We start from the raw sequence: 20,159 nt of genomic DNA, 5'->3' as shown, positions 1-20,159 counted from the left end.
TAATCTGTTGTATCTTAATTAGATATAATTTTTCGCTCAGTTTGGCCAACGCTCATTTTATTTATTTAACCTAAATATTGTATTATGAATCAGAACAAAGGAAAGTTAGAAATGAACGACTCTTTAACAAAGAAAGTAATCGAATTGCATGATAAAGGTTACGATTGTGATTTCCTTTTAATTGGAGATAAAGTTATACTTTGTATGCAAACCAATAGAAAATATCCTGTTAAAGAGGTAACGGTTAATGCTGTAAAAAGAGCATATGACGACTTTTCGCATTCTTATAAACACATACATACAATAGAAACAAGTAGCGGCGAAAAAGGCGTTTTGTTAACCGAGGCTGTGTTTAATTAGCGAAGTAATTATTTAACTACGATTTGCTTTGGCTCAGTAACGACAATTTGATATTTTCCTTTAAACTCAGTAACAACACCTGTAACGCAGATGTTATTGCCAAGATACATGCTTGCAGGTTCTGATGAAAATTTAGAAATATCATCTTTATTAATTGCCAAGGTAAGTAATTCTTTAGGATAAGTACCGCCCAAATTTATCAGGCTAATTTTATCCAAGGCCTTTGTGCTATAAACAAAATCGCATATGGTTACGGTTTTACCAACATATTGGGCAGCATCTTTAGCTAAAATTAAGGTTTGGCTTTTGGCTACGTAAGTAAACGAAGTTAAAAGCATTGCAAATAATAGCTTTTTCATAAGATTCTATTTTGGATGATTTGTTTGGTACTTGCAAATATACAATGCTTTTGTTCTTTAAAACAAGAATTTTACTTGATATAAAAATCATTTAATGCTTTATCGAACATTAATTTATATTTTACAATATAATTAACAAGCATTCTTGATGAAAACCGTAACTTCTATTGCCATCACAGGTATAGCAATCACATTTCTTGCGTTACCAACACTATTTATTAGAAATTCTTTTAGCAATAAAATTGATGAAAGGAAACACTCAAACCAATCAATTATTAGGATTGATACACCAGATCAGGACAGATTTGTTAAAGTAGATTTAGTTCATGGTCAGTTTACCGAACCTACAGAAATGGCAGTTTTGCCAAATTTGGATATTCTTGTTGCTCAAAGAAGAGGAGAGTTGATGCTCTATAAAAATCAGACTAAAAAGCTAACACAAGCTGGTAAACTAGATGTTTACTTTAAAACTGGCCTAGCCGATGTAAATGCAGAAGAAGGTTTATTAGGCTTAACAATCGACCCAAAATATGCCATAAATAAATACGTGTATTTGTTTTATAGCCCAATGGGAAGTTCTGTAAACCGCCTATCGAGATTTAAAATGGTGAATGACGTATTGAGTATGTCATCCGAGAAAGTAATTCTCGAATTTTATTCGCAACGCGAAATCTGTTGCCATACGGGCGGTTCTTTAGCTTTCGGGCCAGATGGTTTGCTTTATATTTCTACCGGAGATAATTCTACACCCTTTGATGTTCCAAATCAAAAGTTTGTAAATAAAGGTTACGCCCCGCTAGATAACAGACCTGGTTTGCAACAGTACGATGCAAGAAGGTCGGCCGGGAATACAAATGATTTAAGGGGTAAAATTCTTCGAATTAAGGTAAACGAAAATGGTAGCTATAGCATTCCAGAGGGGAATTTATTTGCTAAAGCTGATAAAGGTCGCCCGGAGATTTATGTAATGGGGAATAGAAATCCATATAGAATATCGGTAGACCAGAAAAACAGTTATTTGTATTGGGGTGAGGTTGGTCCTGATGCTACCAATGATGATGAATTACGTGGCCCTAGAGGTTATGATGAAGTAAACCAAGCCAGAAAAGCCGGAAATTTTGGCTGGCCTTTGTTTATAGGTAACAATTATCCCTACAAAGCTTATGATTTTACAAATGGAGCGAATGGCGAAGCTTTCGACGCTACAAAACCAATAAATAACTCGCCAAATAATACAGGTTTTAATGAATTACCTACGGCGCAGCCTGCATTTATTTGGTATCCTTATGGCGAATCAAAAGAGTTTCCTCAAGTTGGTTCTGGCGGAAGAACTGCAATGGCTGGTCCGGTTTTATATACGCAGGCAAGTTCAGCTTACCCAACATACTACAACGGAAAATTAATTATTTATGAATGGGTTAGAGGTTGGGTAAAGGCCGTTACCATGAATGCAAACGGAGATTACTTAAGCATGGAACCGATAATGTCTAATTTATCTTTTGCTGCGCCGATTGATATGGAGCTTGGTCCTGACGGAAAAATATATGTTTTAGAATATGGTAAAGGCTGGTTTTCGAAAAACCCTGATGCTGGAATTGCCAGAGTAGACTTTTTGAAAGGTAACCGACCACCAGTTATCAATGCTTTAAAAATTGAGAAACCAAGTGGTTTATTGCCATATAAAATGACTGCAGAGGTTGAAGCTAGAGATGCTGACGGTGGAAAATTAACCTACATTTGGAACTTAGGGAATGGTTTAAAAAAGACAACCACAGTTCCAAAACTAACACACACTTTTGCTAAAGCAGGCGAATATCCAATTAGTGCTGCGGTTGTAGATAATGCCAATGCAAGTACAAAAAGCAAAACTATTCAGGTATTTGCTGGTAATGAACATCCGAAGGTTGATATTTTAATTGCAGGCAATAAATCATTTTATTTTCCGGGAAAGGCAGTTAATTATCAAGTGTTGGTTAGTGATAAGGGTGCGGTGGTTAATAAGGATAGAATTTTTATTTCCAGCAGTTATACTGAAGGCACTGACTTAGCAGGTGCTCAACTTGGTCACCAACAAGTTGAACAAACTATGATTGGAAAGTCTTTAATGATGAAATCTGATTGCAGCACTTGTCATAAGGTCTCTGAGGCATCTATTGGGCCTGCCTTTATTAAAATTTCTACCAAATATCAAAAGGATACTAAAGCTGTAGAGTACCTTGCTTCAAAAGTGATTAAAGGAAGTGCAGGTGTATGGGGTGAAGTACCGATGCCTGCACATCCTTCAATGAAACAAAGTGAAGTAAAACAAATAGTAGAATGGGTGATGAGCCTTTCTGCAAAGGAAAATAAAGTAGCTTCGCTACCATCAAAAGGATCAATTATTCCTCCAAAAGAAATTAATAAAAATAAATCAGTTCTAACACTAAAGGCAAGTTACGCCGACCAAGGCGCAAAAGGATTACGACCGTTAAGTACAAATAATACATTTAACTTAAAAAGTAATGTGGTTGCGGCGACTGATATTCAATATGTATCTGGCTTTAACCGTAATGAAAATGGAAGTTTAACAATTGCTAAAAGTAAGGGTTGGATTAAACTTAAAGCTATCGATTTGACAGATATTAAGTCTATTTTAGTAGCCTCAAAAACTGGGAACAATCAAAATTATGAGGTTGAGATCAGATTAGATTCTGAAAGCGGAAAAGTTCTTTCAAGCGCTAATTTCAACAACGGATTATTCCCGATATCTGAAATAGTTGACGGTAATTTTCACGATGTCTTTATCATCATAAAAGAAAAAACTGATGCTAAAGAAAAGTTAAATATTGAAACACTAACTTTAAATGCCAAATAAAAATTAAGGGCTTTGAGTTTACTCAAAGCCCTTAACTTTTCAATATCGATTTAGCGCAATTAGTTTTGTTGCATTAAGTTTTGCTTAACAAATTGCACAAAAGAATCTTTATATTTTAATGCTAATGAAGTTGATAATCCACCGGTTAAAACAATTTGATCGCCTAAAAAGCTTTTAACGTGTTGTTTTGAAATTATTGCTGAAGCGTTAACTTGAATAAATGCCGGATGCTTACGAAGCATTTCTACAATATTGTTAAAGCTTAAACTAAAGCTCATATAATTATTATGACTGGTTCTAAAATAAACCATTTCATTAATCTGCTCAAAAATAATCAAATCGTTAAATGCAATTTCAACAGTTTCAGTAGTGTTTTCTCTTAATTGTACGGAAAACGATTCGCCGTGAATTTCATCGCTAAGCGGATTTTCATTTGGGTAAAGATTATTAATTGCTTCTGAAAAATGAATTAACGAATAAGGCTTAAGTAAGTATCCATCGGCAGCAACATTAAAAGCATCTAATGCATATTTTGAATGCGCCGTGGTAAAAATAAGGTGTTTTGTTTTTTTTCTGAGTAAAGTAGCGAGTTCAATTCCAGATAAAGTTGGCATCTCGATATCCATAAAAATAATATCAACCGTTTCTGCTGATGAGATATCTGTTAAAGCTTGTAAAGGATCAGTAAAACTCTTAACAAGTTGTAAATCAGGTATTTTATCTAAATAGGAATTCAGATTCTCTAAAGAATTGGGATCATCATCTATTGCTATACAATTAATCGGCATATAAGAGGTTTTTTGAGCATTAATTTAAATTAAGTTTTTTATAACAATTATTTCATTTTCAGTTAAAAAATCAAATTGTATAAATTTTAAGCCCCTTTATGTTAAAATTTAAATAAAGTTGGGCTAATTTATGAATTATCTTTTTAAGTTTTCTATTTTTTTATCTCTACACTTACATTAAAGTGTTCATTATCATTGATGTAGCTTTTAATACTTGCGTTAGTTCCATAACTGTAACCCAAGCGCTTTGTTATATTATCCATCCCTGTTCCTGAGCGGCCAACTTCCTTAATATTTTTCTTAATAATATTTTTGGTTTTAAGCTGTAAACCATCATCGGTTTTACTGATGGATATTTCTGCCGGAAATTCTAATTTAGATAAATCACCATGCTTAAAAATATTCTCAACCAATGTTACTAATACCATTGGTATAATTTGTTGCGTTTTCACATCATCATCATACCAAAATCTTATTTGCAAACTATGCCCATTTCTTAATTGATGTAAGTTAATCAGGTTTTCTGCCTGCTCAATCTCATCTCCTAAAAGCACAAATTCATCTTTATAATTGCCATCTGCGGCATATCTCATCATATCAGATAATGCAACAATGGTTTCGGCAGCAATTGGCGAATTCTCTTTCGCATTTTGATAAATAAAATCTAAAGTATTAAACAACAAGTGAGGTTGCATTTGTGCACGCAAAAAAGCATTTTCAGATTGCGCCAGCTGAATTATATTATGCAGTTTTTGTTGCTCAAGGTTCTCAGTTTTCTTACGCTCCTTTAGAAATGTTACCAAGAAATAATAGGCGGTGCCAAAAACAATGAAGTATAATGCTCTGATTAATCCACCAAGAAAAAATGTGGCATTTATAACTACATCTTTGCTTGTGATAATGTGCGTATATCTATTTACAACATTGTAAGCAAAATACATCACAACGAGGAATATTCCGATTTCTAAAATTAGGTAAAGTGGCAACTTCCAAATGGCAGATTTTGGATTTTCCAAGCCACACTTTAAAACCAGAAGTGCGTGTATGTAGAAGATGCCAATATTAATGATGTAATGAAATATGTATCGGCCAGCTTCGCCAAATTGGCCTGCATATAAACCAACGGCTATAATTTCATAAAAAAGAAAGGCTGCCCAAAAAATAAAGTGATATTTTTTTGAAACAAACCATCTCCACAAAAATAAATTTTTGGTACTCGAATTTTTAGGCATTAATTTTAAGATCTACCGGTTTTAATTGTTTTTTCTTTAATGTAAGCCAATATTTCTTCTCGGTAATTATTGCCTAAATTAACTTGCAGGTTATTGGTCATTTTTAATGTATAACCTTCTAATTTTTCGATATGATTTCTCGAAATTATAAAAGAACGATGCGCCTGGAGAAAATTTGGCATCTCTTTGAGTATTAATTTTATTTCTGATAAACCGATATACGCCACTATATTTTCTTCTGTTGTATATATCCGCACATAGTTTTGCAAACTTTCTACAGCAATTATAGCGTTATACCTAACTTTTATTAGGTTATTATTGTCATTTTTATTTCTGATAAAAAAATAATCTTTTCCGGCTGGTTGGGTGCCGGAATTTGATTGTACGGAAACAGATGGATAGAGATGATTAATTGTCTCTGCAAAGCGGGCAAAAGTATAGGGCTTTAGCAAATAAGCATTTGCCAGCATCTCAAATGCTTCGTATGCATATTTACTATGCGAGGTTGTAAAAATAAGTTTATCGGTTTTGTGGCGTATAGATTTTGATAATTCTATACCAGAAATTAGTGGCATATCTACATCCATAAAAATAATATCGACATCAGAACCTGCAATAATTTCATTGAGCGCTTTAAGAGGGTCAGTGTAAACTTCTATTAAGTGAAGATTATTTAGTGATTTTATATATGATTTTATCCCCTCAACAGCGTGAATATCATCTTCTATAACAATACATTTTAATTTAATATTTGGCATCGGCATAAACAGCTGCAAATTAGCTTATCCTAAATTAAAAATAAAAAAAAAACGGTTCGTAGATTAATTTTATATTTCAGTAACGGATAATCTGTTATTGGTGTAGAATTTTCTGTCGTTTTCTGTAATATTTATCTGTAAGATAGATGCAAAATTGTACAAAAAAATTAAAATTCTATCGATTTGAACATTTAGTTAGAAATTTATCAAACCAAATTAAGTGTTGTTGGTTTAATTTATTGAAATATAATATTTAGGCCTAAAGGATAATTTTAGTACATAAATATTTTAGAATATTTAACCGCTTTTTAAAAGCATAATTAAATATAATTGATATTTTTATCAAAAATTGATTTAAGGAGCTTTGTGAGAATTAGGAAATTGAATCAACATTTTACTACACATAAATTCTTCCCTCTATGAAGTTATTGTTCGACCAAGTTTCTGCCGAGTGTAGTAGATTAACTACTATACGCTATAGTACCAGTTTTTCTTACGGTATTTATTTTCTTAACAGTAAATTACGGATGCCAATCTATAGCATTTATGGTTTTGTTCGCCTGGCTGATGAAATTGTAGATAGTTTCCACGATTTTGATAAAAACTTATTGTTAGATAAATTTTCTGCAGATACTTACGAAGCAATTGAACTTGGAATAAGCCTAAATCCGATATTAAATTCTTTCCAAAAAGTAGTAAATCAATATAATATTGATAGAGAATTGATTGCACTATTTTTGCATAGTATGCAAATGGATTTAGAGGAAAGAGTTTATACTCCAGAACTTTATAAAGAATATATTTTAGGCTCGGCAGAAGTTGTAGGTTTAATATGTTTAAAGGTTTTTACCAATGGAAACCAACAGGAGTATGACTTATTGAAGCCATTTGCAATGAAACTCGGCTCTGTTTTTCAAAAAGTTAATTTTTTGCGAGATTTAAAAGATGATCATAAAGGGCTCAATAGAACATATTTTCCAAATGTACACCTAGCAAGCTTTTGCGATAATCAAAAGCAAGCTATAGAAATCGAGATTGAGGAGGAATTTAACGAAGCTTTAACCGGCATTAAAATGTTACCAAAATCATCTCGAATTGGCGTTTATTTATCCTACATCTATTACAGAAAACTCTTTTCGAAAATTAAAGGTTTAACAGCCGAACGGATTATGACAGAACGCATAAGAATTTCAAATCCTCGCAAAATAGGATTGATGTTTGATTGTGTTATCAGACATAAATTGAATGCAATTTGATTTCAACTGCAATCATAACCTATTAAATCTATAATGCAAGAACAAGTAATACTTGTTGATACTAACGATAACCCAATTCGCCAAATGGAGAAAATGGAAGCCCATGAAAAGGGTATTCTTCATCGTGCATTTTCTATTTTTATTTTTAACTCTAAAAATGAATTGCTTTTGCAACAAAGAGCTAAAGATAAATACCATTCATCGGGCTTGTGGACAAATACTTGTTGCAGTCACCAACGTTGGGGTGAAAGTAACATAGATGCCGCCAATAGACGGCTTAAAGAGGAGATGGGCATGGAGTGCGATTTGCGCTATGGATTTAATTTTATTTACAAAAGCGAACTTGAAGATGGCTTGATTGAACATGAACTGGATCATGTATTTTTTGGACATAGCGACGTTCTGCCAAATATTAATAAATCGGAAGTTGAGGATTATCATTACCTCACATTGGATGAACTTCAAAATGAAATAAATACTAAGCCTGAAAAATATACAGCTTGGCTTAAAATATGCCTTGATAAGGTAATTGAGGCGGTTAAAAAGGCTTAAAACAAAAAACGGGCATACAACTTTCGTCGTATACCCGCATCTAAATTAACGCTCTCGAGGACAAAGATAGAGTTAGTTATGATATTTTCTAATTTTTTAACAATTATCTTTTTATTTTTTTTAGTTTTCTTACACATGGCTGATGTTGTTGCCGAAATGCTAAAAAAACTTTTTGCTTGAAAATGAAGCAATAAGCTATTTTTCTTCCAATTCTTGTTCTTCTTTAGCAGCCCTAATTTTTTCTTTTTTTAAGTCAATTCTAATAAGATTATATAAACTCATATAAACATTTGCAATCCATATTATAGAAAAACCAGATATTAAATAACCTCGCCAATCATTATAAAAAAGCCAGTATTCTGTAATGATGAGCATGGCTATCGTTACATAGTGGCTAAAACAATATTCGCAGGTAAAAACATAAAAGAATTTTCTTTTATAGAGCTTATTGCAGTCTTTTGACCGACTAACACAAAATTCTCTCGCTTCTTTAAAAATTTCTTCTTTAGTTACCGTCCAGGCAATGCAAGCAACTGGAATGGCCAAAACAAACAAGTAATAAATATGATTTCCCATACTATTTATAAACTTTAATTAGTATCAAATGTTTAATATAAAAATACTTAATAATGGAAAGAGCAGAAATTAAATCATTACTTGAAGTTATTGAACAACAAGTAAGTTCGTCTATTTTGGGAGGAATGGATGAACAATATGAAGAACTGGAATTTTTAGGTTACGTAACGATAGATAGAGAAGCTGTACAATGGTCTGCCACAATTACAAAGGCAGGAACAGATTTTCTTCATAATTATTAATCACAGTAAATTACATTCTCATAAAATCATCAAGCAGTTTTTATTTTAATTCTATTAAATTTGAAGCTTGCTAAAGCTACAAACATGGCTTGGCAAATTAATTATGAACGATATTAATTTGAGAACAGTTAATGTGACCCGATACGTTACGCCTTTAAGAGAAGGCGGTTCGATGCCGGCAATTGCAGAAGCTGACGATGATTTCCTCTACGTACTGAAATTTAAAGGCGCCGGACAAGGACCAAGGGCATTAATTGCCGAGTTAATTGGTGGAGAAATTGCCCGTATTTTAGGCTTTAAAGTTCCGGAACTTGTTTTCGCTAATTTGGATGAAGCCTTTGGAAGAACAGAGCCTGATGAAGAAATTCAAGATTTATTAAAAGCTAGTGTTGGCTTAAATTTAGCTTTGCACTACCTTTCGGGTGCTATAACATTTGACCCAACTGTAACCAGAGTTGATGCTAAATTGGCTTCACAAATTGTTTGGTTAGATTGTCTTTTAACCAACATGGATAGAACTTGCCGCAATACAAATATGCTTTTATGGCATAAAGAATTATGGTTGATTGACCACGGCGCATCATTATATTTCCACCATTCATGGCAAAATTGGGAAGAACAGGCAAAAAAACCTTTCGTATTAATTAAAGACCACGTTCTATTGCCAATGGCAGAAAACCTTGAGGAAGTTGATGAGGAATTTAGCTCAATCTTAAGGCCTGAATATTTTCAAAAAATTGTATCGCTAATTCCTGATGAGTGGCTGGAAGGCGAAAACGTTTTCGAAAATAAAGATGAACACCGTAAAGCTTACGCAAAGTTTTTGGAAATCAGATTAGCTCATTCGGATGTATTTTTAAAAGAAGCACAGCATGCAAGAGAAATTCTTATTTGAGTATGCTGTAATTCGGGTTATGCCAAGGGTAGAACGCGAAGAGTTTCTTAATGTAGGTATCATTTTATATTGTGCTAAACCAAAATTTCTGAAAAGCATTTACAAAATTGATGTCAATAAGCTAAAAATGTTTTCGCCCGAAATTGATGTTGAAGAAATCGAAGAAAATCTTAAAGCACTTGAAAGAATCAGTTTGGCAGGCAATGGTTCGGGTACAATTGGTACTTACGATATGGCCTCTCGTTTTCGCTGGTTAACGGCCACTAGAAGTACCGTAGTACAATGTTCTAAGGTTCATCCAGGTTTTTGTATCGATGCTCAGGAAACATTAACTAAATTATTTGAGCAATTGGTTCTATAATTTAGAGCGTTTTGTATATCACATTAAAATAATAAAATTGCTTAAATCATATTTTGAAGAACAGCTTAATTTACTCAAAATTGAGCGAAAAGCAGATCACGAAGCTTATTTAAAACTTACCGAAAACACTTCTGCTGCCGATAGAAGAAATCTCGGTTTAACCTGGTATCCAATCGCCATTCGAAATACTGAAATTGGCCGTGGAGAATATTTAAATATCGAAATAGAAAGGACAACTCACAAAGATTTATCGCAACAATTTCGTTTTGGTTCTGCTGTAGTTTTGTTCTCCAATCACAATGCAAAAGATGATAGGATAGAAGGAATAATCAGTCATCTAAATCGCGATAGGATGAAAATCAGCTTAAGACTAGATGAATTGCCTGATTGGACTAGAGATGGTAAGCTGGGTGTAGATTTATTATTCGATAATAATAGTTACGATGAAATGCAAAACGCATTAAAATCTGCTATTTCAATTGTCGATGATAGTAGTAAAAACAAATTAGTTAAAGTGCTTACAGGTGCAGAAAAACCAACGTTTAATAAAATCGATTCGAATTTTAGTTCGCCTAACTTAAATCCTTCTCAAACAGAAGCGGTAACTAAAATATTATGCGCAAATGAGTTAGCCATTATCCATGGTCCGCCGGGAACTGGAAAAACTACAACCTTGGTTGAAGCCATAAAAGCAATTAGTAAACTCGAAAAGAAGAAAATCTTGGTTGTTGCACCCAGTAACACGGCTGTAGATTTATTGACCGAAAAATTAGCACAAAATGGATTAAATGTTGTTCGGGTTGGAAATCCGGCAAGGGTTTCTGAGCATTTATTGCATGCAACACTCGATTATAAAATGGCTGCTCATGCAGAAATGAAAAAAATTAAGGCTTTAAAGAAACAAGCTGCTGAATTCAAAAACATGGCGCATAAATACAAGCGTAGTTTTGGTAGGGCAGAGCGAGAACAGAGAAAAGCTTTATTCAACGAAGCACATAAAATTGGTCGTGAGATAGAAAATTCAGAGAAATACATCACTGAAAATATATTCAATAATGCTCAAATTATTACGGCAACCTTGGTTGGCGCTAACCACTACACTGTAAAAAGTTTAAACTATGGCACTGTATTTATTGATGAAGCAGGACAAGCTTTAGAACCAGCATGTTGGATTCCAATTTTAAAAGCAGATAAGCTGGTTTTAGCTGGAGACCATTTACAATTATCACCAACAATAAAATCAAGCGAAGCTGCAGAAAAAGGTTTAAGTAAAACTTTGCTGGAGAAATCAGTTTATCTGCACCATGAAGCTGTCGTGCTTTTGCAGGAACAATATCGAATGAATACAAAGATTATGGGTTATTCATCAAAGGTTTTCTATGAAAATAAGTTAAGTGCACATGCTTCGGTTGCCAATCAAACTCTTTTTGAAAATGAGCCACCATTAATGTTTATTGATACTTCTGGTTGTAGCTTTGATGAAAAAGCAGATGGAACAAGTACCACAAATCCTGATGAAGCTGTATTTGTTTTAAATCATTTAACTAGCCTAGTTGAGCGGTTAGAATCTGCAAACTCAAATTTGCCTAACATTGGCATAATTTCTCCATACAAACAACAGGTTTATCTACTAAAAGAATTATTGCAAGAGAATACAGTTCTAGCTAAGAATGCTGATAAAATTGCTGTAAACACCATTGATAGTTTTCAAGGGCAAGAACGCGATGTAATTTATATCAGTTTAACGAGGAGTAATGCAGATGGTGCAGTTGGTTTTTTATCAGATATTAGAAGAATGAACGTAGCCATGACAAGAGCCAAGAAAAAACTTGTGGTTGTTGGCGATGGCAGCACTTTGTCAAGATTTCCATTCTATAACAATTTTATAAAGTACGCCGAGGATTTGAATGCGTATCATAGCGCTTGGGAATTTATGTCTATCTAAAATAAATCTTATTTTCAGGCCCTAAGTCAATAAAATTATTATTTTTGAATATCATCTCATTTTGACAATTAAGTAATTTGTTTTATTTGTCTTTCATGCGATGTATGTTCTAAATCCCTTAAAACAATCATCTTTTTAATAAAATGAAGGATAACATTAGAATTTTAATTGCTGACGACACAGAGCTTATGCGGGTTGTAATGCGCGGTTTTTTTAAGAAGTTGCTCTCTAATCCTTATGTTTCTGAGACTGAAAACCTCAAAGACACACATCAAAAACTCAGCGAAGAAAAATTTGACTTACTTTTATTAGATATTAATATGCCAAATGGCGATAGTAGTCCAAAAACTGTTGTCGAGATAAAAAGGAATTACCCGGATTTACACATTGTGATGTTTACCGGAAATGACAAAAACACTTTAGAAGCTGAATATACCGCCGCTGGAGCGGTTGGTTTTATCCAAAAGGATGAAAATATGAATTTCTATACAAAAGAAATTATAAGTAAGTTATTTAGCTAATTGTTCTACCTTTTGTTCTTCTATTTTTCCCGAAATTGATGCGCCTGCTACCAAAAGCTCTGAAGTAATGGTTTTGGTATATTCTTGTATTTCTTCCTTAAAATCCTTTACCGAAGCTCCAGAACGGATTTCTTCCAATCGCTTTTCCCACTGACCAGTTAATTCTGCCTGTGCAATTCGTTTATCCTTTACAACTTCATAAACGGCCAAGCCTTTATTTGTAGGTACTAAATTTCGCTTTTCCCTGCTGATGTACTCCCGAGTAATTAATGTCTCAATTATTGAAGCTCTGGTTGCTGGTGTCCCCAAACCGCTATCTTTCATAGCATACCTAAGTTCTTCATCCTCAATTTCTTTACCAGAAGTTTCTAAAGCTTTTAATAAGGAAGCCTCATTATACATTGCTTTAGGTTTGGTTTGCTTCTCTAGTAAAGATTTCTCGATAATTGGCAACGCTTCTCCGACTGAAACCTTTGGTAAAGCAGCATTATCTTCATCTTTTTTATCATCTTCAGTTTCGTTAAAAACCGAACGCCATCCAGCCGAACGTATTACCGTTCCGTTTGCTAAAAATGTAGTAGCAGATTGTATGGTGATTTTAGTGATTTCCTTTAAACATTCCTGATGAAATGCTTCAATCATTCGCCCAACAACCATATCATAAACCGCTTGTTTATCGGCGCTTAAACCGTAAGCTTCTTCACCAGTTGGTAATACAGCGTGGTGGTCGGTTACTTTTTTAGCATTAACACTTCGTTTGTTTAAACTAACGGTTTGTAAGAAAGTAGCTTGCTTACCAAAATCAGGATGGTTGGTAAATTTTGAAATCAAATCTGGTACACCTGCAAAAACATCATCCCCAATATATCTACTACCGGTACGTGGGTATGAAACCAACTTACTCTCGTATAAGTTTTGGAGAATGTTAAGTGTTTGGTCGGCGGTAAAACCCTTTTTCTTATTGGCTTCTTGTTGTAATGAACTTAAATCATGCAAAAGCGGTGGTGGTTCTTTTCTTGGTTTGGCTTCAACAGCAGTTATATTCCCACCAATTGGAAAACCCGAAGGCACATCTTCAACTAAGCTAAAAAAGGCTTCAGCTTCTGCTTTGTCTTTATAATTACTTGTTGAAATGGCCTTAAAAGTTTGCTCATCTTTAGTGAGCTGTATGCTAATTTGGTAATAAGTTTGCGGAACAAAGTTCTTAATTTCTAAAAATCGGGCACAAATCATGGCAAGGGTAGGCGTTTGTACACGTCCGAGCGAAAGCACAGTTCTATTACCAGCCGATATACTTAAGGCCTGTGTAGCATTCATACCAACCAACCAATCAGATTCAGAACGGCAATGTGCCGAATTAAATAATGTATCGTAATCGGTTCCGGGTTTTAAATTTCTAAAACCATCTTTAATCGCTTCATCAGTTTGCGATGAAATCCATAAACGCTTAAATGGTTTTTTGCATTTTAAGTAATAATAGATGTATCGAAAGATTAATTCACCTTCACGCCCGGCATCCGTTGCAACAATAATTTCTGATGCTTCATCAAAAAGTTTCTTTATTGTATCAAGTTGCTTTCTAACCGCAGGGTCTTCTACAAAACCATCCTTTGTTTTAATTTTTCTAATAGAAAGCTTGAATTTGGCGGGTAACATCGGTAAATGTTGTTTTCGCCAGCCAATATAACCGTAATCTTGCGGTGGTGCCAGTTGGAGCAAATGTCCAAAAGCCCAGGTAAATGAGTAACCTTTCCCCTCTATATATCCATCTTTTCTGGTTGTTGCACCAAAAACTTTCGCAAGTTCTCTACCCACTGAAGGTTTCTCTGCAATTACGATTTTCATTAATAGCTTTAGTGTTTTGAACCCCAAAGATGATTAAAATATCCTGTCAGTAATCAAAAATTTATGAACAATTGGATTTAAAAAACACTAACCACTGCATCAAACAAATAAACTGATTGATTATCAGTAATATTGATTTTAGGCTTAACAATTTGATGTTTTATCTGTCTATGTAAATAAGATGAATAAAGTTTACGAACTCGACAGTAATAAAATTAAGGTATGTATCGAAGAAGGTTTAATTCGATTAAAAAGTGATAAGGCTTTATGGCTATATCTAGATGGTGCAACGATAGAAAAAACTGCTAAACTGGTTCAGGTTATTAAAACTGATTATAATACTGAATTCGGGCGAAAACTCAAAATTTCGGATAGTTCTTTAACTGTTGAGATTTGGGCACACGTTTACAGCCATTATTTTGGTTTGCTCATCAAGCGGAATAGTAGAATAAAATGGCTTAGAAAGCTCTTAGTTAAGATAATTGAAAGAGCACAAGTAATAGATTGTGGAGAAAGACATTTAGATACTAACCGATGGTTTTGGGATTTATTTTCGGGAATGAAAAAGCCAATATCTTGGTTTTTACCAAAAGATATTGGCCGTAAAAACTTAAATCCCTAATCGAAATTTGCAGCTAAAACATCTGTTTGCTCATTTAGAGCGATGTTTGCTGCAAGTGTTTCGTTTAAATATCTCGAACTGTAAGCTTGATTTGTACTGTTGATAAACAATACAGTTTTATCTGCTATAGTATTTATAACCTTATCAGAAAGCTTCGATGAAACTGCCGGACAGCCCTGACTTCTACCTAAACGACCTAATTGGTTAATACTTTCCTGACAAACATAATCTGCTCCATGAACCACAATTGCCCGCTCTCTCGCATTGTTGTTGAAACCATAATCAATCCCATCAAGTTTTAAAGAACGACCATGTTTACCAAAATAAATTTCTCCAGTGATGTAAAAACCTAAACTACTTGCGTTCGAATTTTTTGTGTTTGAAAAGTAACCGGGTTTATCATCGCCGCTGTTTAGACCATGCGCAACCCAGGTATTTAAGATCAATTCCTTTTTGTCTAAATCGATAATGTATAGGCGTTTTTTACGACTTTCCTGATCAAAATCTGCAATGGTTAAAACCGACTTTGAGTGCATTAAGCCTGAATGTTTTATGTTATAAAATCCAGTTAATGCTTTTTCGAAAACTTCAATATTTAAGCCGGCAGAATCAAGGTGCACTTGATGATAAAGCTTTTCGATATGTTCGTTATAGAGGCTATCGGTTGAAATAACTTTATTAACTGTTTGATTTTGTTGTGGATGCTCCACCGCTTTCCAACCTGTTCCTATAATGCCCATACCTACTAAAAGGCATAAGGCCACGCGCACCAATCTTTTTCTCATTAAGGGATATTTGTATGATTTTGAACTACTTATACGAACGAATAAGAGAAATATTGTAACAGCGATGATACAAATTTCGAATTAGCACGTAAATGACATTACCCTGATAATGAGCGTTAAATTTTCTTTCTGGGGTAGATGAGGTGCGTCTACAAGAAATAATTAACTTTGAATTCAATTTTTACTATGCCTAATCAAGATAAAGATTACTCATTTTGGACTAAGTATAAACGTTTCGCAACTACCGAAATCTTAATGTATTTAATAATGATTATTGGAATAACTCTTGGAATTATTTTTTTAAGCTAAGAACAAGTTTATATCTGTCGGAAGTATTTACATCGCTAATAAATTTGTGAAATTCTGCATAAGCCTCCGCTGGAAATGTTCCCTCGTTAATAACCAATTTCCTGTAATAATTAAGTTTATTTCCATCTAAGCTAACTTTTGTTATATATTGGCCAAACTGGTTTGAAAACTTTTTATCATTATTTGGAATTTGGGTTGATGTCACACCATCAGGCAAATTATAGGTAATACTATCTTCATCGGTAAAACCTCTATTCAAATAAACTGGTTTTGTACGGCTTTTTACATCTGCAATGTTTTCTTTAACATTGAAAGCATTAAGCACCAGAAATAATTTATCATTATTTATAACAGCGTATTTATTAATATCGATATCAAGTTCTTCTGTTATCTGAGGTTTAATGCTTTTATCCTGAAAGTAATTTATCTTTTTAAAATAAATATTATCTACGTCGTAAGCATCAGCAAGTAATTTTTGCTGCTCGGAAAATGATTTGCCAATAATGTTTTCGTTATTATCGTACTGCGAACCTGAAAATACAGTTTTTATATTTCCTTTTATATCTCCGTTTGGCAATATTGTTAAATTTGCCGTTCTAATTTGCTTATTGTCTTCTGTGCTCAGTTTTGGAGTTCTTAATAATTTACCACCCTCAGCAGTACAGGCTAAAACAAGTCTATCATCTGTAAAATCACTTAAAAAACCGAACGGAATTTTTTGACTGGTACATTCAAGCCAAGTTGTGTCGCCTTTGAGTGGTAAACATAAGATAATATGATTCCCTTGAACCATGCTCGCATAATTCACATCAAAACTCTTTTTACGTGTTCCAGCTTCTACAACACAATAATAAGATTCTATCCCAGCAATACTTAACAAGCTTTGCGTGTAGTTAACCAAAGCTTTACAATCGCCGTAGCCAAGTCTATCAACCTCAGAAGCCGCAATGGGTTGATTGCCACCAATACCTATCTGAACACTAATGTATCGGGTTTTATTTTGCATGTAATGATAAATCTTTCTCGCCTTTTCTTTATCATCAGTCTCATTTTTAACCAGATTTTTTATGGTTTCAACTGTTGCTGGCGGAAGTGCCGAGCGACCTTTAAGTAAATTGTCATGAATCCATTTTCCAAGCTCTATCCAATTATTATAAGTGCCTTTATAATTATAAAATGCAAAATCTCTCGGTGCGATTTTTATATTTGTTTCGTAAGTATCTCTATCCGGACTATAGGGCTCGGATTTTATTGCAGGCAGGTTATTAACTGTCCAAGTGTATGTTTTAAATTTATCGGTTTCTGTTTCAACCGCTTTACCCGCATAATTTTGAGCATTTATTCTTAATTCGTCAGTTGGTTTACAAATAAACGTGTAAGTACTTTTTTCAACTGAAACATCATTTGCAGGTTTTGGATCCCAATCCGGAATAGCCAGGTTTTGCTTATGTTTTATTTCATAATTATAAACAATTGTATAAGGGTAAACATTCTCGTTGGGCAAATAATGCTTTACTCTATCATCAACAAATAAAGAAAAACCATCAGCGGCACTTTCATCAGTAAAATTATTTTGAGTGAATTTGCTGATTAATTTTCCAGCTGCGTTATACACTTCACCTTTTATACCCTTTATGGTGATGCTTTTATCGTAGAAAATTACAAGTCGAGCCGCGTTTTCACCATTTTTGTTTAGTACCGTTATTGCCTGTTTTACAGTTTGTATTACATTATCAGGCGCACGCATATCAATTGTAGTTTCCTCGTTTCTAATGGTAGCATTTGCCCTGCTTTTTAATGCCGATGGAATTAATTCTGCATCATAATTATCCTGTGCAGCAGTTTTTAATAAGATTACGCAAAGCGATAAAAAAATAAGTGCCGATTTCATTATTTAGTTTTTTTTAATAAAAGTTCAGCCTTTTGATTTTGGATGATTTTGCTGTAGAATTCCTTTAAATATGGATATTCCTCAGGCATATAACTCGCCTTATTAAACTGCATTATCTGAGTAAATGAAATCATATTATCTTCAATACCAGTTTGGAGTAAGTATTTTCCACCAGTATTTGGTAAGCCAATAGCTAAATCCTTAGGTTTTTCTATCAGTTCGTATTTTCCCGGCAGTTCAATATTTATGATTATTCTTTGATCTGATGTAGAACCTAAATCTACCGGATAAGTTCGTGATTCTAAATTAAAGGGATTTTTAGCGACTGGGTTTATGAAAAATGGATTTAAGTAAAGTTCATCTTTATCGGCATTTGGAAGTGGTGCAAATTCGATATTATAAATTTCAGTAAGCGTATTTTCTACACTGTCTATATTCCTAATTTCGTGTTTCAAGATTTTAATTTTCGCCATCGATTCATCAAGTTTTTCAACGTATTCATCAACGCTATTTGTTTTCTTAATCGCTTTGCGTTTATTAAAAGCTTCGTAACCTGTACTGTGCGTAATGATTGTTCCATTAATTACGCCATCAGCATTTAATTTTCCTTGTAAAATATAGCTAGTTGTTGATTTAGTTGCAGCCACCAAATCAATCCAATACGATGGTTTTTTTAGGTTAATAACCCGACCTTGGTCGTTAATGCAGCGCAAAGGCAATAAACCAAAAGGTAAAAGCGGCTCGGTGGCATCAAGCATATAGCTTTTTTCAGCAATATTTACTTTTGCTACCAAATAATTAAAATCGCTGATTATTGGGAATAACTTATTTACAGTTCCGTTGTCTCTTGTAGAAAGAATTACAGCCTCAGCATCGAGATTAGCAGCAGAAAGCGCCGCAATTAAATTTAGATTAACATCTGCAACATTACCAGATCGCATGTCTAAAGCCTTTTTGATATTATCTTCGCTGTACTTTCCGTAATAATTATTCCACTTTATTTGATTTTTAACGTAATTGAAAATCGCCTTTGCCTTACTTAAATCATCAGTTGTATTTTTCAAAATCGAAGGCAACAAATCTTTATAAACATCTTTGCGTTTCATTTGTGCACCTAAGCTTTTGTCGCCAGTTAGCTCATAATCAACATCTTTCCAGCTTTTAGTGTAATTAATTTTGGCACCAGTCATAGTTACTTGATCTGAAAGTTCGAAGTAAATTGCTGATTTAAAATTACTTGCAGCTGTCATGTAATCTTCCTCAATAAATGCCGGAATATCTTTCATTATATACCAAATTTTAGAGCAATCTATCGGCGTTCCGTTAATGCGCATACATTCTTTATTTAGCACACTTTTGGAGCTGCTTAGTTTATGAAATCCGCGAAGCGAAACGTTATAGTTATATATTGCAGGAATGTAAACCAAATATTCGCTGTAAACCTTTGGTATATCAGTCTGAAATTCCCAAGTTCTAAAATTGAATAAGTTGGGCGATTCAAGGCGATAACTATATTCAATAATAGAACCATCTTTAATATTGGGCAGGGTAAATTTGGTTAGCGTTGTATATTTCGATCTACTCTCATTAAAGATGGCCTTTTTATCCATTATGGTTTCAACAAATCTTCCATTCTCAAAATTGAAAGTAGAAGCCTTGATATCTGTGATAATTTCTTCCCTGTTAGCATCTTTATAAAGTGGGATTACAACATTCGCCTGGTCAAAACCTTCTTTGTTGTAAATTTTAATTTTTACATGATATTCAAAATAAAGCTGTGCGCTATTTGTTCTATCACTGATTTGGATGGCCGAAGTTCCAAATTCTTTTAATACAACTGCATTGGCCGAACTATCGATTTTGTTTCTATCGAAATTATCATCTTCATATGTAATTTTACCGAAATCGAAATTTTGTGCAGAACAATAAATAGATAAAAAAGAGGAGATGATTAGGAATAAAATTTTTCGCATTGAGTTTGGTTAATTTTGCTGCAATTTAATTTTAA

19 protein-coding genes are annotated in these 20,159 nt (G+C 33.7%); 10 read left to right on the top strand and 9 right to left on the bottom strand.

Annotated features, from left to right (window positions below; genetic code table 11):
* Positions 1–84 precede the first annotated feature (84 nt).
* Complete coding sequence (locus tag R2Q16_RS12010) at positions 85–360, top strand: hypothetical protein (protein WP_316737319.1); 276 nt, start codon at positions 85–87, stop codon at positions 358–360.
* A gap of 8 nt (positions 361–368) precedes the next feature.
* Here R2Q16_RS12010 and R2Q16_RS12005 read toward each other — a convergent pair whose 3' ends face one another.
* On the bottom strand, positions 369–719 hold the full coding sequence (locus tag R2Q16_RS12005) for a hypothetical protein (RefSeq protein ID WP_316737318.1): 351 nt from the start codon (positions 717–719) through the stop codon (positions 369–371).
* A gap of 148 nt (positions 720–867) precedes the next feature.
* Between R2Q16_RS12005 and R2Q16_RS12000 the strand changes: the two genes are divergently transcribed.
* Complete coding sequence (locus R2Q16_RS12000) at positions 868–3,573, top strand: PQQ-dependent sugar dehydrogenase (protein WP_316737317.1); 2,706 nt, start codon at positions 868–870, stop codon at positions 3,571–3,573.
* A 59-nt stretch (positions 3,574–3,632) separates the two neighbouring features.
* Here R2Q16_RS12000 and R2Q16_RS11995 read toward each other — a convergent pair whose 3' ends face one another.
* From R2Q16_RS11995 to R2Q16_RS11985, 3 genes are all read right to left on the bottom strand, one after another.
* The gene (locus tag R2Q16_RS11995; RefSeq protein WP_316737316.1) at positions 3,633–4,361 is read right to left on the bottom strand and encodes a LytR/AlgR family response regulator transcription factor; all 729 of its coding nucleotides are present in this window, start codon (positions 4,359–4,361) and stop codon (positions 3,633–3,635) included.
* A gap of 152 nt (positions 4,362–4,513) precedes the next feature.
* Positions 4,514–5,593: a sensor histidine kinase gene (locus R2Q16_RS11990; RefSeq protein ID WP_316737315.1), complete on the bottom strand. Its 1,080-nt coding sequence runs from the start codon at positions 5,591–5,593 to the stop codon at positions 4,514–4,516.
* 5 nt (positions 5,594–5,598) lie between these two features.
* Positions 5,599–6,351 (bottom strand): LytTR family DNA-binding domain-containing protein, encoded by a 753-nt coding sequence (locus tag R2Q16_RS11985; protein WP_316737314.1) that lies wholly within the window; start codon positions 6,349–6,351, stop codon positions 5,599–5,601.
* Positions 6,352–6,770: 419 nt separating this feature from the next.
* Between R2Q16_RS11985 and R2Q16_RS11980 the strand changes: the two genes are divergently transcribed.
* Positions 6,771–7,607 carry a phytoene/squalene synthase family protein gene (locus R2Q16_RS11980; RefSeq protein WP_316737313.1) on the top strand — a complete coding sequence of 279 codons (837 nt, stop codon included), beginning with the start codon at positions 6,771–6,773 and terminating at the stop codon, positions 7,605–7,607.
* A 33-nt stretch (positions 7,608–7,640) separates the two neighbouring features.
* Positions 7,641–8,159 (top strand): isopentenyl-diphosphate Delta-isomerase, encoded by a 519-nt coding sequence (idi, locus tag R2Q16_RS11975; RefSeq protein WP_316737312.1) that lies wholly within the window; start codon positions 7,641–7,643, stop codon positions 8,157–8,159.
* Positions 8,160–8,354: 195 nt separating this feature from the next.
* Here the strand turns inward: idi and R2Q16_RS11970 are convergent, their stop codons facing one another.
* A complete protein-coding gene (locus R2Q16_RS11970; protein WP_316737311.1) occupies positions 8,355–8,735 on the bottom strand; it encodes a hypothetical protein in 381 nt (126 codons plus the stop codon).
* Between the two features lie 53 nt (positions 8,736–8,788).
* On the opposite strand from R2Q16_RS11970, the gene R2Q16_RS11965 reads away from it, so the two are divergent.
* The 5 genes from R2Q16_RS11965 (at position 8,789) to R2Q16_RS11945 (ending at position 12,699) form a co-directional block, all read left to right on the top strand.
* Positions 8,789–8,977, top strand: a complete 189-nt coding sequence (locus R2Q16_RS11965; protein ID WP_316737310.1) for a hypothetical protein — start codon at positions 8,789–8,791, stop codon at positions 8,975–8,977.
* Positions 8,978–9,080: 103 nt separating this feature from the next.
* On the top strand, positions 9,081–9,872 hold the full coding sequence (locus R2Q16_RS11960; protein ID WP_316737309.1) for a HipA family kinase: 792 nt from the start codon (positions 9,081–9,083) through the stop codon (positions 9,870–9,872).
* Complete coding sequence (locus tag R2Q16_RS11955; protein WP_316737308.1) at positions 9,850–10,233, top strand: DUF3037 domain-containing protein; 384 nt, start codon at positions 9,850–9,852, stop codon at positions 10,231–10,233. The genes R2Q16_RS11960 and R2Q16_RS11955 overlap by 23 nt, the downstream gene beginning before the upstream one ends.
* 37 nt (positions 10,234–10,270) lie before the next feature.
* A complete protein-coding gene (locus R2Q16_RS11950; RefSeq protein ID WP_316737307.1) occupies positions 10,271–12,178 on the top strand; it encodes an AAA domain-containing protein in 1,908 nt (635 codons plus the stop codon).
* 143 nt (positions 12,179–12,321) lie between these two features.
* The gene (locus R2Q16_RS11945; protein WP_316737306.1) at positions 12,322–12,699 is read left to right on the top strand and encodes a response regulator; all 378 of its coding nucleotides are present in this window, start codon (positions 12,322–12,324) and stop codon (positions 12,697–12,699) included.
* Here the strand turns inward: R2Q16_RS11945 and topB are convergent.
* Positions 12,688–14,544, bottom strand: a complete 1,857-nt coding sequence (gene topB / locus R2Q16_RS11940; protein ID WP_316737305.1) for a DNA topoisomerase III — start codon at positions 14,542–14,544, stop codon at positions 12,688–12,690. The two genes, R2Q16_RS11945 and topB, sit on opposite strands and share 12 nt — an antisense overlap.
* A gap of 181 nt (positions 14,545–14,725) precedes the next feature.
* On the opposite strand from topB, the gene R2Q16_RS11935 reads away from it, so the two are divergent.
* Positions 14,726–15,166 carry a hypothetical protein gene (locus tag R2Q16_RS11935; protein WP_316737304.1) on the top strand — a complete coding sequence of 147 codons (441 nt, stop codon included), beginning with the start codon at positions 14,726–14,728 and terminating at the stop codon, positions 15,164–15,166.
* Here the strand turns inward: R2Q16_RS11935 and R2Q16_RS11930 are convergent.
* The 3 genes from R2Q16_RS11930 to R2Q16_RS11920 all read right to left on the bottom strand — a co-directional run bounded on the left by R2Q16_RS11930 (position 15,163) and on the right by R2Q16_RS11920 (position 20,124).
* Positions 15,163–15,951, bottom strand: a complete 789-nt coding sequence (locus R2Q16_RS11930) for a murein L,D-transpeptidase catalytic domain family protein (RefSeq protein WP_316737303.1) — start codon at positions 15,949–15,951, stop codon at positions 15,163–15,165. The genes R2Q16_RS11935 and R2Q16_RS11930 overlap by 4 nt on opposite strands.
* 292 nt (positions 15,952–16,243) lie before the next feature.
* Complete coding sequence (locus tag R2Q16_RS11925; RefSeq protein WP_316737302.1) at positions 16,244–18,151, bottom strand: DUF3857 domain-containing protein; 1,908 nt, start codon at positions 18,149–18,151, stop codon at positions 16,244–16,246.
* Positions 18,151–20,124 carry a DUF3857 domain-containing protein gene (locus R2Q16_RS11920; protein WP_316737301.1) on the bottom strand — a complete coding sequence of 658 codons (1,974 nt, stop codon included), beginning with the start codon at positions 20,122–20,124 and terminating at the stop codon, positions 18,151–18,153. Before R2Q16_RS11920 ends, R2Q16_RS11925 begins: the two co-directional genes overlap by 1 nt.
* Between the last annotated feature and the right edge of the window lie 35 nt (positions 20,125–20,159).

The organism is Pedobacter aquatilis (assembly GCF_032678425.1).
Classification (GTDB): Bacteria; Bacteroidota; Bacteroidia; order Sphingobacteriales; family Sphingobacteriaceae; genus Pedobacter; species Pedobacter aquatilis_B.
Note: the sequence above shows the minus strand (reverse complement) of the source record. Positions and strands in the feature narration are given on the sequence as shown.